The sequence below is a fragment of the Pseudomonas sp. GM17 genome (genome assembly GCF_000282175.2).
GTDB lineage: Bacteria > Pseudomonadota > Gammaproteobacteria > Pseudomonadales > Pseudomonadaceae > Aquipseudomonas > Aquipseudomonas chlororaphis.
This window is the reverse complement of record NZ_CP124732.1, coordinates 5,708,490-5,722,213: the sequence shown is the minus strand read 5'-3', so window position 1 is coordinate 5,722,213 and position 13,724 is coordinate 5,708,490. Positions and strand designations below refer to the sequence as shown.

The window sequence follows — 13,724 nt, the reverse complement described above, 5'->3', positions numbered from 1 at the left end:
CCGGGGTTTGAGCGCAACGGTCAGCCCGGGTGGCGCTTGCGGTGATTGCCGGGCCTCGAGACGCTGCCTACTCTGTGGGCAGTCAATCGGCAAGGGAGGGTACTCATGCACGGGCCACTGGCGTCACTCAAGGTATTGGATTTCTCCACGCTGCTGCCGGGGCCGTTCGCCTCCTTGCTGCTGGCGGACATGGGCGCCGAGGTGCTGCGCATCGAATCGCCGACCCGCACGGACCTGCTGCGGGTGCTGCCGCCCCACGATCAGGGCGTCTCCGCCAGCCATGCCTACCTCAATCGCAATAAGCGCAGCCTGGCGCTGGACCTCAAGCAGCCCGAGGCGCTGGAGGTGATCCGCCAACTGGTGCTGGAATACGACATCGTCCTGGAGCAGTTCCGCCCCGGGGTGATGGAGCGCCTGGGGCTGGGCTACGAGGCGCTGAAGGCGCTGAACCCGAAGCTGATCTATGTCTCGATCACCGGTTACGGCCAGACCGGCCCGTACCGGGATCGCGCCGGCCACGACATCAATTACCTGGCCCTGGCGGGCTTGGCCAGCTACACCGGGCGCAAGGACAGCGGGCCGCTGCCCCTGGGCATCCAGGCGGCGGACATCGCCGGCGGTTCGCTGCATGGGGTCATCGGCCTGCTGGCGGCGGTGATTGCCCGCCAGCACAGCGGCCTGGGGCAGCACCTGGACGTGAGCATGACCGATTGCGTGTTCAGCCTGAACGCCATGGCCGGGGCCGGCTACCTGGCGTGCGGGATCGAGCCCGCGGCGGAGCAGCAGGTGCTCAATGGCGGCAGCTTCTATGACTATTACCGCAGTCGGGATGGTCGCTGGCTGTCGGTGGGCAGCCTGGAGCCGCCGTTCATGCAGGCGCTGTGCAAGGCCCTGGGGCGTCCGGAACTGGCGGCCCAGGGGCTGTCGCCGCAGCCGGAACAACAGCAGGCGCTCAAGCAGGCCTTGCAGGTCGAGTTCGAGAAGCACGATTTTGCCGAGCTCTGCGAATTGTTTGCTGGGGTCGACGCCTGCGTCGAACCGGTGCTGGGCCTGGCGGAGGCGGTGGCGCATCCGCAGTTGCAGGCACGGCAACTGGTCAGCCAGGTGCCGCGTGGCGATGGCAGCTACCAGGCGCAGATGGCCTGCCCGCTGAAGTTTTCCCAGGGGCTGCCGGAGCCGCGGCATATCGGGGCGGAACTGGGGGCCCATAGCGACCAGGTGCTGGCCGAGCTGGGTTACAGCGCGCAGCGCATCGCTGAGCTACGCCAGGGCCGGGTCATCCTGTAGGGCGCCAGGACCGGGTTCATTCCACCCGCATCTCGCCGCTGAACACCAGGGTGTGCCGGCAACGCCGGCACAGATAACGCCGGCCCTGGGCGACCAGGCGATGGCGCTGGGCGGAAAACGGAAAGTCGTTGTCGCAGGGGCAGCGGTAGATGTAGCGGGTCACGCTGCGGCGCTGGATCTCGTAGGTGTGGCAGCGATTGGGCGGTAGTTCGTACACGCCGCGCATGATCAGTTGCCATTCTTCGCCGTGGGGCTGAATGCGCTCGCCGAACAGTTGGTGGGCGATCAGGTGCGCGACTTCATGGGCCACGGTCTGCTTGAGGAAGTCTTCGGTGTTTTCCCGGTACAGCTGCGGGTTGAAGCGCAGCAGGTTCTCGTGCAGGTGGGCGACACCGGCTTTCTGGCCGCGCAACTTGAGGCTGACCACCGGGCGTTTGAAAGGTCGTTTGAAAAAGGATTCAGCGAGTTGGAAACAGTCTTCGACGCGGGTATTGAGTTGCTCGGGCATGCTTAACGGCTCTCCAGAGCGGGTGAGTATGCCGCAAAGCCGATGCATTCCGAATCGTCCAGGCGCCGAATGGTCGTTGCGCAGATTAGAAGGCCGCCTTGCGGCGGCCTGTGTTGGCAGATTGTGTTGGTTTTTTGAGCGACGTCAGTTGGTGTAAACGGGGCCGACGCCAAGACCCCAGACGATCACGGTAAACGCCATGATCGCGACCAGTACCACCAGCCCAACGGCCAGTACGGAGCTTGAGAACAGGAAACCTTCGTCCGAGGGAATGTTCATGAAGGTCGGCAACCCGACATACAGCAGGTAGACGGTGTAGCAGATGGCGGCCGTGCCGACGATCATACCGAGCCACATGTGCGGATACAGCGCCGCCAGGCCACCGATGAACAGGGGCGTCGCGGTATAGGTGGCGAACGCGATGCAGCGCGCCAGGCTCGGGCTGGCGTCGTAGGTGCGGGCCATCCAGTGGACGAAGGCGCCCATGACCGCAACCCCGCCCAGCATTGCCAGGTACGACATGATGGTCATCCACAGCGCGCTTTCCATGGTCAGCATGACCGGTGCTCGATTGCCGATGACCCAACCGACCTGGGTGGTGCCGATAAACGCCGAAATCGCCGGAATCGCCGCGAGAATCAGCGTGTGGGTGAGGTACATGTGGCTGATGCTTTCCTCTTCGTCGCCACGTATTTCTCGCCATTCCTGATCGGGGTGGGTGAAGAGTCCCACGACATGATGAATCATAGTCAGTCACTCCTTTGTTATTGCCATCGCCCCCCAACGGAGCGCCTACGGGCCAGCGGCCAAGTAAGTAAAGGTCTGAATATGCGTGCGACCTTATGTCGCAGTATAGAAAGGACTGACCTGCAAAGGTCATGGGTGTTAGAGCAAATCGCGCTGTCGGCGCGGCTGGTAATCGCATTCGGCGATTTGATCGGTCGACTGGCGCCCGGCGCTTCGCCCGCGCGCGGTTTTTGCGTAAAATGACCGGCTTTTCGTCACACACCGCGGATTTCAAGCGCCATGGGCACTCTTACGGTCAACCAGAACAAACTGCAGAAACGCTTGCGCCGTCAGGCCGGGGAAGCGGTCGCCGACTTCAACATGATCGAAGACGGCGACAAGGTCATGGTCTGCCTGTCCGGCGGCAAGGACAGCTACACCATGCTCGACGTGCTGATGCACCTGCAGAAGGTTGCACCGATCAAGTTCGACATCGTCGCCGTGAACATGGACCAGAAGCAGCCCGGGTTCCCCGAGCACGTGCTGCCGGCCTACCTCGAGACACTGGGTGTGGAGTACCACATCGTCGAGAAGGACACCTATTCGGTGGTCAAGGAACTGATACCGGAAGGCAAGACCACCTGTTCGCTGTGCTCGCGCCTGCGTCGCGGCACCCTGTACACCTTCGCCGACGAGATCGGCGCGACCAAGATGGCCCTGGGTCACCACCGGGACGACATCGTCGAGACCTTCTTCCTCAACATGTTCTACAACGGCTCGCTCAAGGCCATGCCGCCCAAGCTGCGGGCCGACGACGGGCGTAATGTGGTGATCCGCCCCCTGGCCTATTGCAGCGAGAAGGACATCCAGGCCTATTCCGACCTCAAGCAGTTCCCGATCATCCCGTGCAACCTCTGCGGCTCCCAGGAAAACCTGCAGCGCCAGGTGGTCAAGGAAATGCTCCAGGAATGGGAACGCAAGACCCCGGGCCGTACCGAAAGCATTTTCCGCGGCCTGCAGAACGTGGTGCCGTCGCAGCTGGCGGACCGCAATCTGTTCGACTTCACCAGCCTGAAGATCGATGAAACCGCGGCTTCGCGTTTCGTCAATGTGGTAAACCTCTGAGTCGTCTCGCGGCTCTGTATCGTGGAATCACGGCGCTCCTTCGAGCGCCGTTTCTTTATCGTCATTAGGAGAGGGCATGCGCGATTACAAGTGGCTGCACGAATACTGTCTGAACCGCTTCGGTTCGGCGGCCGAGCTGGAAGCCCATCTGCCGGTGCCGAAAACCCCGGCGCAATTGCGCAAGATCAGCGATGACCGTTATCTCTCGACCCTGGCCTTGCGGGTATTCCGCGCCGGCTTGAAGCACAGCCTGGTGGACGCCAAGTGGCCGGCCTTCGAAGAGGTGTTCTTTGGCTTCGACCCAGAGAAAGTGGTGCTGATGGGCGCCGAGCACCTCGAGCGGCTGATGCAGGACACGCGGATCATTCGCCACCTGGGCAAGCTCAAGAGCGTGCCGCGCAATGCGCAGATGGTGCTCGACGTGGAAAAGGAGAAGGGCAGTTTCGGCGCCTTGATCGCCGACTGGCCGGTGACCGATATCGTCGGCCTGTGGAAGTACCTGGCCAAGCACGGTCATCAGTTGGGCGGCCTGTCGGCCCCGCGCTTTCTGCGGATGGTCGGCAAGGACACCTTCGTGCCGACCTATGACGTGGTGGCGGCACTGAATGCGCAGCAGATCATCGACAAGGTGCCCAGCAGCCTCAAGGACCTGGCCACCGTGCAGAGCGCCTTCAACCAGTGGCACGCCGAAAGTGGCCGGCCGCTGTGCCAGATCTCGATGATGCTGGCGTATACGGTCAATCACTGATCGGGGCTTGTTCCCTGGAGTACCGCGTCATCGTTCATCGCGAGCAAGCTTCGCTCCTACAGAAGCATTCGGTGTTCTGTGGGAGCGAGGCCTGCCCGCGATAGCTCGCCGTCAGGCGGCGCTGACCTGGCCTTCGCCCGCCAGTTTGCGGTTGAGCTGGAAGCGCCAGCGCACGTAGAGCAGGGCCGAGCAGAACACTGCCAGGCTGGTCAGCATTTCCAGGATGCCGAACAGTTGCCGGTTCGGGTCGTAGGCGGCCAGCGCGCCCTTGATGAAATACAGGTTCACCACAAAGCACATCCAGGAATGCCCGCGGGCGCTGCCCACCAGCATGCCCGGCGCCATCAACAGCAGCGGCACCAGTTCGATCAGCAGGATCACCCAGGGCCGGGCGCCGTGCAGGTCGGCGACGAACAGGTAGTAGCCGCAGAGCAGGCCGACCAGGCCGAAAAAACAGATCAGGCTCAGCACCCGGGTGATGCGTACGCGCGGCTCCAGCCATTCGATGGCCGGCAGGATCTTCGGCTTTTTAGCCACGGCTGCTCTCCAGTTGCAGGGCAGTCTTGGCCAGGCGCAGGCCCAGGGCGCGGCAGAGGGCGACCTCGTGCTCGTTCAGCGGGCTCTTGCCGTCGGCGCCGGCATGGTGGCTGGCACCGTAAGGCGTGCCACCGCCACGGGTTTCCAGCAGGGCCGATTCGCTGTAGGGCAGGCCGGTGATCAGCATGCCGTGGTGCAGCAGCGGCAGCATCATCGACAGCAGGGTGGTTTCCTGGCCGCCGTGCAGGCTGGCGGTGGAGGTGAACACCCCGGCCGGCTTGCCCACCAGGGCGCCGGTCAGCCACAGGTTGCTGGTGCCGTCGAGGAAGTACTTCAGCGGCGCGGCCATGTTGCCGAACCGGGTCGGACTGCCCAGAGCCAGGCCGGAGCAGTGCTTCAGGTCGTCGAGGCTGGCGTACAGCGCGCCGTCTTCCGGGATGCTCGGGGCCACGGCCTCGCAGTCGGCGGATATCGCCGGCACGGTGCGCAGGCGCGCTTCCATGCCACCTTGTTCGATGCCCCGGGCGATCTGCCGGGCCATCTCGTTGGTCGAGCCGTTGCGGCTGTAGTAGAGAACCAGGATGTACGGCGTACTCAAGGCAGGATCTCCAGCACGTTTTCCGGCGGCCGGCCGATGATGGCCTTGTCGCCGACTTCGAGAATCGGCCGTTCCATGAGTTTCGGGTGCGCGGCGATGGCGGCGATCAGCTGCGCTTCGCTCAGGCTGGCGTCGGCCAGGTTGAGGGTCTTGTACTCGTCTTCGCCGGTGCGCAGCAGCTGGCGGGCGCCGATCCCGAGCTTGCCCAGCAGGCTTTGCAGCTGGGCGGCATCGAGCGGGGTTTCCAGGTAGCGGACCACGGTCGGGGTCAGGCCACGGGCTTCCAGCAGTTCCAGCGCACCGCGGGATTTCGAGCAGCGCGGGTTGTGATAAAGCGTCAGATCGGTCATGGGCGGGTCGCATCTTGCGTAAGGTGGCGGCTATTCTACCTGTGCGACGGGCAGTCCTGAACCTTGCGAGGCGATGGGTCGCACGAGAAAGCGGGTTTGACGGTTTTTTTCAATACAAGGATCAAGGCATGGCAAGGCAACTGGCAGCGGCATTGGCGATCATCGGCACCTTGTTGCTGAGCGGCTGCGGTAACGATTACGGGGTCGATCAATATGGCCGGAAAGTCGCCGCCGAGCGCGTGGACAAGCAGTGGCTGGTGCTCAATTACTGGGCCGAATGGTGTGGGCCGTGCCGCACCGAGATTCCCGAGCTCAATGCATTGGCCGAAGGGCTCAAGGGCCAGCCGGTGAGTGTGCTGGGGGTCAATTTCGATAACGTCCAGGGCGAAGAACTGAAGAGCGCCAGTGAAAAACTGGGGATCAAGTTCACCGTGCTGGCACAGAATCCGGCGGAGATTTTCGATTTGCCACGCAGCGAAGGCTTGCCGGTGACCTACATCATCGATGACCAGGGCAAGGTGCGTGAGCAACTGATGGGCGAACAGACCGCGGCGGGCGTGATGGCGAAGCTGGAAGCCCTGCGCGGGCATTGATCTGTAGCCGCCGCCGCAGGCTGCGATCGGCCTGCAAGGCCGTTGCGATCTCGGGATCGCTGAAGGTCCTGCGGACCTTATCGCAGCCTGCGGCAGCGGCTACAGGAGGGGCGGTATCAACCTTCCTCGAGCCACCAGCGCAACGGCTTGCCTTCGGCCGGCCAGAAGCGCACTTGCTCGATTGGGGAAATGTCCCAGCGCTGGACGGTTTCCAACGCCTGCAGGAAGCGTCGTTCCTGCTCCATCAGGGCTGGCGCGCACAGCTTGCGGGTACTGCCGACCTTGCCGAAGCTGAGCTTGTCGCCGTCCAGGGTATAGGGCGCGAACCAGTGGTTGCAGCCGCCGTTGCCGTAAGCGCGACCGTCTTCACCGAGGGTGATGGTCAGGTGGCTGTAGTCGATCAACGGACGTTCGCCGATCCACTCCAGGATGTAGCTGCGGTCCTGCTGCAGTTTCACCGGCTCCGCCGCGCAACCCAGCAGGCCGGCGCCGAACGCGGCGGTCAACGCCAGGCGTTTCATTGGGCGGCTCGCTGGCATTTCGGGCAGAGGTGTTTTTCCCCTTCGCTGATCCAGCCCAGCTCGGCGATCCGCGCGCTGGCCGCGGGCTTTTGCGCCTTGCTGCCCAGCTTGGCGTCCACCGCGAACTCGAAGCTCAGCTCGGCCGCGCAGCTGTCGCAGTTGACCTGCCACAGATGGATCGCCAGCTCGCCGAATACCGGACCACGGGCCACGGCGACCCACTGGCCGACCGGGTTGATCAGGTGCCGCACGGTTTCCACCGTCAGGCGCATCGACAGGTCCTTGCTGCCCTTGAGGGTGACGATCAGCACGTCGTCGTTGCGGATGGAACCACCGTTGCCGGTGACCTGATAGCGGCCGGGCACCAGGGCGCGGCATTCGATCAGGGTGTGTTGCGGGTTCATCAGGCTGTAGCGGAAATCGTGTTCGACCATGGGTCCTCCAAATCTGGCGCGTATGCTAGCACGCACCCCGATAGCTCAGGTTGCAGGCAGATGACCTTCGCTTACCGCCGGTCCGTCGACTCAGCCTTCCACCCGGTTGCAGGGCGCACCGGCGGCCCAGGCGACGATGTTGTGCAAGGTGGTGTCGGCGATCGCCGCCAGGGCCTCGCGGGTGAGGAACGCCTGGTGGGCGGTGACAATCACGTTGGGGAAGGTCAGCAGCCGCGCCAGCACGTCGTCCTGTAGCGGCAGGTCGGAGCGGTCCTCGAAGAACAGCTGCGCCTCCTCTTCGTAGACATCCAGCCCCAGGTAGCCCAGTTGGCCGTTCTTCAGGGCCTCGATCAGCGCCGGGGTATCCACCAGGCCGCCGCGGCCGGTGTTGATCAGCATCGCGCCCGGTTGCATCCGGGCCAGGCTCTGGCGGTTGATCAGGTGTTTGCTGTCGGCGGTGAGCGGGCAGTGCAGGCTGATGATCTGCGCCTGGGCCAGCAGCTCCGGCAGGCTCAGGTAACGTGCGCCCAGGGCCTCGACTTGCGGGTTGGGGAAGGGGTCGTGGGCCAGCAACTGGCAGCCGAAGCCGGCCATGATCCGGGCAAAGGTGGCGCCGATCTGCCCGGTGCCGACGATGCCGACGGTTTTTCCCACCAGGTCGAAGCCGGTCAGGCCGTGCAGGCTGAAGTCGCCTTCGCGGGTGCGGTTGTAGGCGCGGTGCAGGCGGCGGTTCAGCGCCAGGATCAGGGCCACGGCATGCTCGGCCACGGCATGGGGAGAATAGGCCGGGACCCGGACCACGCTCAGGCCCAGGCGTTTGGCCGCGGCCAGGTCGACATGGTTGTAGCCGGCCGAGCGCAGCGCGATCAGGCGCGTGCCGCCGGCGGCCAGTTGCTCCAGCACTGGGGCGCTCAGGTCGTCGTTGATAAAAGCGCAGACCACCTCGTGGTGCTCCGCCAGGGCCGCAGTGTCCAGGCTCAGGCGCGCGGCCTGGAACTGTAGCTCGATGCCCGGCGGCAACTCGGCACCGAGGAAGCTGTCGCGGTCATAGTTCTGGCTGCTGAAGAGAATCGTGCGCATGGCGTCGTCCTTGTGGGAGGTTGCCCCGAGCATGAACCTTCGGGGCAAACCTGTCGTTGCCCTGGGTCAGGCGTTGATGCGGGCCTCCGTGGCCAGGCGGTTGATGGCCCGTTCGAGTTCGTCGAGGGCGGCGAAAGCCTTGACGTCTTCCTGCTTGAGCAGGGTTTCGCTGCGCTGGCAGGCGGCGCGCAACTGCGGCACTCCGCAGTAGCGGGTCGCCCCGTGCAGACGGTGGACCCGTTCGATCAGCGCATTGTGGTCGTTGGCGGCACGGGCGGCGCGAATCGCTTCACGGTCGGCCTCCAGCGAGGCCAGGAGCATCGCCAGCATGTCGGCGGCCAGGTCCGCCTTGCCGGCGGCCAGGCGCAAACCTTCGTCGTGATCCAGCACTTGCAGCTCGAGGCCGTTGCCGGACGGTTCGCCAGTGCGTTCCGGCCCCTGGTTGCGCAGGGCCAGACCGGTCCACTTCAGCACCACCTGAGCCAGTTGCCGCTCACTGATGGGCTTGGTCAGGTAGTCGTCCATGCCGCTTTGCAGCAGTGCGCGTTTTTCGTTGGCCATGGCGTGGGCGGTGAGGGCGATCACCGGCAGCGGCGTGCAGTTGCGCTCGCTCTCCCACTGGCGAATCGCCTCGGTGCTCTGGCGGCCGTCCATGCCGGGCATCTGCACGTCCATCATCACCAGATCGAAGGATTCGTTCTGCACCGCCTTGACCGCCGCATAGCCGCTGTCGACCGCGAGCACCTTGGCGCCCATGTCTTCGAGCAGGGTCTGCACCAGCAGCAGGTTGGCCGGGTTGTCATCGACACACAGCACCCGTGGCGGGCGACTGGCGATCGGTTCGCTCGGCTCGTTGCGCACCACCTTGGGGTTGACCAGGTCGGCCAGGGCGCGCCGCAGTTTGCGGGTGCAGGCCGGTTTGGCCTGCAACTGGCTGTGAGGGTTGGGCACCGACAGATGGAAGAGCGTCTGTTCGGTGGTCGGGCACAGCACCAGTACTTTGCAGCCCAGGTGTTCGAGGTCCCAGATGTGCTGGTTGAGGCGTTCCGGCGGCATGTCGTTGGTGGTGATGCCGAGCACTGCCAGATCGATCGCCTGTTCGGTCTGATGCACTCCGGTCACGCCGTTGGTCAGGGCTTCCAGGGTATTGAACGGCGTCACTTCCAGGCCGCAGTCCTCGAGTTGATGCTGCAGGGCCTGGCGCGCCAGTTCATGGTTCTCCAGGACCGCGATCCGCCTGCCGAGCAGCGGCGGGGCTGGCAGGTCTTCGGCGTCGTCGCGGGTTTTCGGCAGGCGCAGGCTGATCCAGAACTCCGAACCTTCGCCGGGCGTGCTGTCGACGCCGATCTCGCCACCCATCTGTTCGATCAGGCGCTTGGAAATCACCAGCCCCAGGCCGGTACCGCCAGGCTGGCGCGACAACGAGTTGTCGGCCTGGCTGAAGGCTTGGAACAGGGCACGCACGTCCTGGTTCGACAGGCCGATGCCGGTGTCCTGAATGCTGATGCGCAGTTGCACGCTGTCTTCGTGTTCTTCTTCGAGCATGGCGCGGGCGACGATGGTGCCTTCGCGGGTGAACTTGATGGCGTTGCTCACCAGGTTGGTGAGGATCTGCTTGAGGCGCAGCGGGTCGCCCACCAGCGACAGCGGGGTATCGCGATACACCAGGCTGACCAGTTCCAGCTGCTTGGCGTGGGCGGCCGGGGCGAGGATGGTCAGGGTGTCCTGCAACAGGTCGCGCAGGTTGAACGGAATACTGTCGAGCACCAGCTTGCCGGCTTCGATTTTCGAGAAGTCGAGAATTTCGTTGATGATTCCCAGCAGGCTGTCGGCGGACTTTTCGATGGTGCCCAGGTAATCCAGCTGGCGCGGGGTCAGTTCGCTTTTCTGCAGCAGGTGGGTGAAACCGAGGATGCCGTTGAGCGGCGTGCGGATTTCGTGACTCATGTTGGCCAGGAATTCCGATTTGATCCGGCTGGCCTCCAGGGCCTCCTTGCGCGCCAGGTCCAGTTCGATGTTCTGGATCTCGATGGTTTCCAGGTTTTGCCGGACGTCCTCGGTGGCCTGGTCGATGCTGTGTTGCAATTCTTCCTGGGCATTCTGCAGGGTGCCGGCCATGCGGTTGATGCCCGAGGCCAGCTCGTCCAGCTCCTGGCTGCCGAGCAAGGGCAGGCGGGTTTCCAGGTTGCCGTCCTTGAGTTGGGTAACGGCATGTTTGATCTGGCTCAGCGGGTTGTTGATGGTGCGCCCCATGCGCAGCGCCAGCAGGCCGGTGCAGATCAGCCCGGCGATAATCAGCAGCAGGCTGGCGAACAGGCTGCGGTAGCCGCGCAACAGCATGCTGTTATGGGACAGCTCCAGCTCGACCCAGCCGAGCAGGCGGTCGGACTCGTCGGGAATCAGGTCGCCGGCCAGGTTGCGGTGGCGGCCGAACACCGGCAGCAGATAGCGGGTGGCGTCGCTGCCGGTGCGTTGCAGCATCTGGCTGCCGTTACCGGTCGGCGCCTGGTTGAGCATGCTCGGGCCAGCATGGGCCAGGGGCGTGCGGTCGGGCGCGAGGAAGGTCACTGCGCGCACGTCCTGCTGTTCCAGGGACTGGGTGGCGATGCGTTCCAGCAGGGCGCTGTTCTTGTGGGCCAGGGCCGGTGCCACCAGGGGCGCCAGTTGCTCGGCGATCATTTCGCCGCGTTGCAGAAGCTGGGTTTGCAGGTCCGACTGCTGCATCCAGGTGAAATAACCGCCCAGCACCAACGCCATCAGGCTGGTTGGCAGCAAGGTCAGTAACAGCACGCGGCCTTTGATCCCCAGTTTCTTAAGCACGCAACTCTCCTGCTACCACGCCGTTTTGAATGAACCCTGCGCACATCCGGTGCGCACCACCTGCGCAGTGTAGCCATTTGCTTTGCCGCAATCTTCGCAAAATTAACCGTCGAACCGCTCAGGTGCCGCGGGTTAGCGAGCGCTTTGTCGACCGGTGTCGGTTGCCCGGCCGCGGACAATCTTGAATAATCGCCCAACTGAGAATTACTTGCAGAAGCTAATGAATCCCGTATCTGTCGGCCATCCCCGGATCCTGAGTATCGAAGACGACCTGGTGCTCGGTGCCTACGTGCACGAGCAATTGGGCCGTTGTGGGTTTGATGTCACCTGGTGCCAGAACGGCCAGGAAGGCCTGGCGATGGCTAGCCAGCAACCTTACGATGTGGTGCTGATGGACATCCTGCTGCCGGGGATGGACGGGCTGACGGTGCTCACCCATTTTCGCCAGAGCCATTCCACGCCGGTGCTGCTGATGTCGGCGCTGGGGGCCGAGGCCGATCGCATCAGCGGTTTTCGCCTGGGGGCCGACGATTATCTGCCCAAGCCCTTCAGCATGGCCGAGCTGCGGGTACGGATCGAAGCCATCCTGCGGCGCGTGGCCCTGGATCGCCGGCCGGCCCCGGCGCCGCTCAGGCAGGAAGCCCAGGGCCTGCGTTTCGACGACGAGCTGTGCGACGTGCATTACGGGCAACAGTGGGCCGGGCTGACCCGCAGCGAATACCGCCTGCTGGAGACGCTCAACCGCAACGGCGACGAGGTCCTGAGCAAACCCTTCCTTTATCAGCATGTGCTGCAGCGCGGCTATGCGCCCCATGATCGCAGCCTGGACATGCACATCAGCCAGATCCGCCGCAAACTCAAGGCCATCGGTTATGTCGCGCGGGAAGTGCGCACGGTCTGGGGCAAGGGCTATGTGCTGAGTGCCGTCGATGAAATGGCCTGAGCTGCCCGGCAGGCATTCGCTGTTCTGGAAGCTGGCCTGCCTGTTGGTCGCGTTCTGCCTGCTGATGATCTGGCTGAGCTGGTCCTGGGGCCGCTACATGGAACAGAAGAACCTGTTCCTTTCCGACGAGGCCCGCGGCACGCTGACCGGCTACGCCGCCGAAGCCGAACGGGCCTGGAACCAGGGGCAGAGCGCCGGGGTCGATGCCTGGCTGCAGGGCATGGCCGAGCGCGAGCGCCATTGGGTCGGGGTCATCGGCCGCGACCTGCAATCGCTGAGCAGTTATCCGCTGAGCGAAGCCGAGAGCCAGCACCTGACGTTCCTGCGCGGCCTGGATTGGCCGGTCAGTCGGCATACCCGTGGCTTGCCCTGGCTGAAGATTGCGTTTCCCAACGACCCGTCCGCCGGCAGCCTGGTGATCGAGTTGCCCCAGCGCTTCATGCCCGGGCGCTACCGGGTGTTCTGGCGGGTGCTGACCAATGGCGTGATTCCCGGCCTGTTCACCCTGCTGCTGTGTGTCGGGCTGTATCGACTGCTGGTAGTGCCGCTGAACCAACTGCGCGAACAGGCCAACGCCTGGCGCGCCGATCAACTGAATGCGCGGCTGTCGAGCCAGACCACCAGTCGCCAGGACGAGTTGGGTGAGCTGGGCCGGGCGTTCGACCAGATGTCCGAGCGCCTGCAGGGCACCGTGGCCTTGCAGCAACAATTGCTGCGCGATCTTTCCCATGAATTGCGCACGCCCCTGAGTCGCCTGCGGGTCGCCTGTGACGGCGAGCAGAGCCTGCCAGCACTGCGCGAGCGGCTGGCGCGGGAAGTCGATGGCATGCAGCGGCTGGTGGACGACACCTTGCAACTGGCCTGGCTCGACACCGAGCGGGCACCGCTGGCCGAGGAAGACATCCAGATCCAGGCCCTGTGGGAAATGCTCACGGAAAACGCCTGCTTCGAAAGCGCCTGGTCCGCCACGCAACTGCATTGCGCGCTGGACGCCTCGTGCTGGGTCCGGGGCAATCTGAATACCTTGGCCCAGGCCTTGGAAAACATTCTGCGCAATGCCATTCGCCATTCGCCCGCGGGCGGTCGTGTGCTGCTGGACGGCCAGCGCCAGGGCGAGCATTGGTTGCTGTGGCTGGAGGATGAAGGGCCTGGCGTGGCCGACGCCGATCTGCAGCGGATCTTCGATCCCTTTATCCGCCTCGACGGCTCGCGCCCGGGCCATGGCGGTTTTGGCCTGGGGTTGAGTATTGCGCGCAACGCCGTGCAGCGTCAGGGCGGCCAGCTGTGGGCGGAAAATACCGGGCGTGGGCTGCGTTTGAACATGCGCCTGCGGGCTACGGTTGTGATGGAAGCGCCTTCGCCCGAAGCTGATTCGCTGCCTTATATCGTTAAGCCATAAGACCCTCACTTTGCGTGATATGGCCTGCGAACGTTTGCCGGTATGATAGTCGCCC

15 protein-coding genes are annotated in these 13,724 nt (G+C 64.2%); 6 read left to right on the top strand and 9 right to left on the bottom strand.

Annotated elements, in window-relative coordinates; translation table 11 throughout:
* Window positions 1-105 precede the first annotated feature (105 nt).
* Window positions 106-1,287, top strand: coding sequence for a CaiB/BaiF CoA transferase family protein (locus PMI20_RS25430; RefSeq protein WP_007931785.1), 1,182 nt, complete (start codon window positions 106-108; stop codon window positions 1,285-1,287).
* A 16-nt stretch (window positions 1,288-1,303) separates the two neighbouring features.
* On the opposite strand, the gene PMI20_RS25425 is transcribed toward PMI20_RS25430, so the two are convergent.
* Together PMI20_RS25425 and PMI20_RS25420 are read right to left on the bottom strand one after the other, a co-directional pair.
* Window positions 1,304-1,795 carry a SprT family zinc-dependent metalloprotease gene (locus PMI20_RS25425; RefSeq protein WP_007931787.1) on the bottom strand — a complete coding sequence of 164 codons (492 nt, stop codon included), beginning with the start codon at window positions 1,793-1,795 and terminating at the stop codon, window positions 1,304-1,306.
* Between the two features lie 144 nt (window positions 1,796-1,939).
* The gene (locus tag PMI20_RS25420; protein WP_007931790.1) at window positions 1,940-2,542 is read right to left on the bottom strand and encodes a Yip1 family protein; all 603 of its coding nucleotides are present in this window, start codon (window positions 2,540-2,542) and stop codon (window positions 1,940-1,942) included.
* A 279-nt stretch (window positions 2,543-2,821) separates the two neighbouring features.
* On the opposite strand from PMI20_RS25420, the gene ttcA reads away from it, so the two are divergent.
* Both ttcA and PMI20_RS25410 read left to right on the top strand, forming a co-directional pair.
* Window positions 2,822-3,646: a tRNA 2-thiocytidine(32) synthetase TtcA gene (gene ttcA, locus PMI20_RS25415; RefSeq protein ID WP_007931792.1), complete on the top strand. Its 825-nt coding sequence runs from the start codon at window positions 2,822-2,824 to the stop codon at window positions 3,644-3,646.
* Window positions 3,647-3,722: 76 nt separating this feature from the next.
* Window positions 3,723-4,394, top strand: coding sequence for a DNA-3-methyladenine glycosylase I (locus tag PMI20_RS25410; protein WP_007931794.1), 672 nt, complete (start codon window positions 3,723-3,725; stop codon window positions 4,392-4,394).
* 111 nt (window positions 4,395-4,505) lie between these two features.
* Here the strand turns inward: PMI20_RS25410 and PMI20_RS25405 are convergent, their stop codons facing one another.
* Genes PMI20_RS25405 through arsC form a run of 3 tightly spaced genes read right to left on the bottom strand, consistent with a single transcriptional unit; the run spans window position 4,506 to window position 5,879 of the window.
* Window positions 4,506-4,931: a DUF2069 domain-containing protein gene (locus tag PMI20_RS25405; RefSeq protein ID WP_007931795.1), complete on the bottom strand. Its 426-nt coding sequence runs from the start codon at window positions 4,929-4,931 to the stop codon at window positions 4,506-4,508.
* Window positions 4,924-5,529 carry an NAD(P)H:quinone oxidoreductase gene (gene wrbA, locus PMI20_RS25400; RefSeq protein WP_007931797.1) on the bottom strand — a complete coding sequence of 202 codons (606 nt, stop codon included), beginning with the start codon at window positions 5,527-5,529 and terminating at the stop codon, window positions 4,924-4,926. The genes PMI20_RS25405 and wrbA overlap by 8 nt, the downstream gene beginning before the upstream one ends.
* On the bottom strand, window positions 5,526-5,879 hold the full coding sequence (arsC, locus tag PMI20_RS25395) for an arsenate reductase (glutaredoxin) (RefSeq protein WP_007931799.1): 354 nt from the start codon (window positions 5,877-5,879) through the stop codon (window positions 5,526-5,528). The genes wrbA and arsC overlap by 4 nt, the downstream gene beginning before the upstream one ends.
* A 128-nt stretch (window positions 5,880-6,007) precedes the next feature.
* Between arsC and PMI20_RS25390 the strand changes: the two genes are divergently transcribed.
* The gene (locus PMI20_RS25390) at window positions 6,008-6,472 is read left to right on the top strand and encodes a TlpA disulfide reductase family protein (protein WP_007931800.1); all 465 of its coding nucleotides are present in this window, start codon (window positions 6,008-6,010) and stop codon (window positions 6,470-6,472) included.
* A 116-nt stretch (window positions 6,473-6,588) separates the two neighbouring features.
* Here the strand turns inward: PMI20_RS25390 and PMI20_RS25385 are convergent, their stop codons facing one another.
* The 4 genes from PMI20_RS25385 to PMI20_RS25370 form a co-directional block, all read right to left on the bottom strand.
* Window positions 6,589-6,993, bottom strand: a complete 405-nt coding sequence (locus tag PMI20_RS25385) for an META domain-containing protein (protein WP_007927741.1) — start codon at window positions 6,991-6,993, stop codon at window positions 6,589-6,591.
* The gene (locus tag PMI20_RS25380; RefSeq protein ID WP_007927743.1) at window positions 6,990-7,427 is read right to left on the bottom strand and encodes a hypothetical protein; all 438 of its coding nucleotides are present in this window, start codon (window positions 7,425-7,427) and stop codon (window positions 6,990-6,992) included. The genes PMI20_RS25385 and PMI20_RS25380 overlap by 4 nt, the downstream gene beginning before the upstream one ends.
* A 90-nt stretch (window positions 7,428-7,517) precedes the next feature.
* A complete protein-coding gene (locus tag PMI20_RS25375) occupies window positions 7,518-8,507 on the bottom strand; it encodes a 2-hydroxyacid dehydrogenase (RefSeq protein WP_007927745.1) in 990 nt (329 codons plus the stop codon).
* Between the two features lie 66 nt (window positions 8,508-8,573).
* Window positions 8,574-11,327: a response regulator gene (locus PMI20_RS25370; protein ID WP_007927747.1), complete on the bottom strand. Its 2,754-nt coding sequence runs from the start codon at window positions 11,325-11,327 to the stop codon at window positions 8,574-8,576.
* Between the two features lie 220 nt (window positions 11,328-11,547).
* Between PMI20_RS25370 and PMI20_RS25365 the strand changes: the two genes are divergently transcribed.
* Entirely contained in the window at window positions 11,548-12,270 is a 723-nt protein-coding gene (locus tag PMI20_RS25365) for a response regulator transcription factor (protein WP_007927756.1), read from the top strand.
* Window positions 12,257-13,669, top strand: a complete 1,413-nt coding sequence (locus PMI20_RS25360; RefSeq protein WP_007927758.1) for a sensor histidine kinase — start codon at window positions 12,257-12,259, stop codon at window positions 13,667-13,669. The genes PMI20_RS25365 and PMI20_RS25360 overlap by 14 nt, the downstream gene beginning before the upstream one ends.
* Window positions 13,670-13,724 lie beyond the last annotated feature (55 nt).

Bases quoted from the DNA above. Each gene is read 5' to 3' on its own strand.
- PMI20_RS25385 (WP_007927741.1), bottom strand. From the start codon at position 6,993: ATGAAACGCCTGGCGTTGACCGCCGCGTTCGGCGCCGGCCTGCTGGGT.
- PMI20_RS25375 (WP_007927745.1), bottom strand. From the start codon at position 8,507: ATGCGCACGATTCTCTTCAGCAGCCAGAACTATGACCGCGACAGCTTC.
- PMI20_RS25430 (WP_007931785.1), top strand. From the start codon at position 106: ATGCACGGGCCACTGGCGTCACTCAAGGTATTGGATTTCTCCACGCTG.
- PMI20_RS25365 (WP_007927756.1), top strand. From the start codon at position 11,548: ATGAATCCCGTATCTGTCGGCCATCCCCGGATCCTGAGTATCGAAGAC.
- PMI20_RS25390 (WP_007931800.1), top strand. From the start codon at position 6,008: ATGGCAAGGCAACTGGCAGCGGCATTGGCGATCATCGGCACCTTGTTG.
- PMI20_RS25420 (WP_007931790.1), bottom strand. From the start codon at position 2,542: ATGATTCATCATGTCGTGGGACTCTTCACCCACCCCGATCAGGAATGG.
- PMI20_RS25410 (WP_007931794.1), top strand. From the start codon at position 3,723: ATGCGCGATTACAAGTGGCTGCACGAATACTGTCTGAACCGCTTCGGT.
- PMI20_RS25360 (WP_007927758.1), top strand. From the start codon at position 12,257: ATGAAATGGCCTGAGCTGCCCGGCAGGCATTCGCTGTTCTGGAAGCTG.
- PMI20_RS25425 (WP_007931787.1), bottom strand. From the start codon at position 1,795: ATGCCCGAGCAACTCAATACCCGCGTCGAAGACTGTTTCCAACTCGCT.
- PMI20_RS25380 (WP_007927743.1), bottom strand. From the start codon at position 7,427: ATGGTCGAACACGATTTCCGCTACAGCCTGATGAACCCGCAACACACC.
- arsC (WP_007931799.1), bottom strand. From the start codon at position 5,879: ATGACCGATCTGACGCTTTATCACAACCCGCGCTGCTCGAAATCCCGC.
- ttcA (WP_007931792.1), top strand. From the start codon at position 2,822: ATGGGCACTCTTACGGTCAACCAGAACAAACTGCAGAAACGCTTGCGC.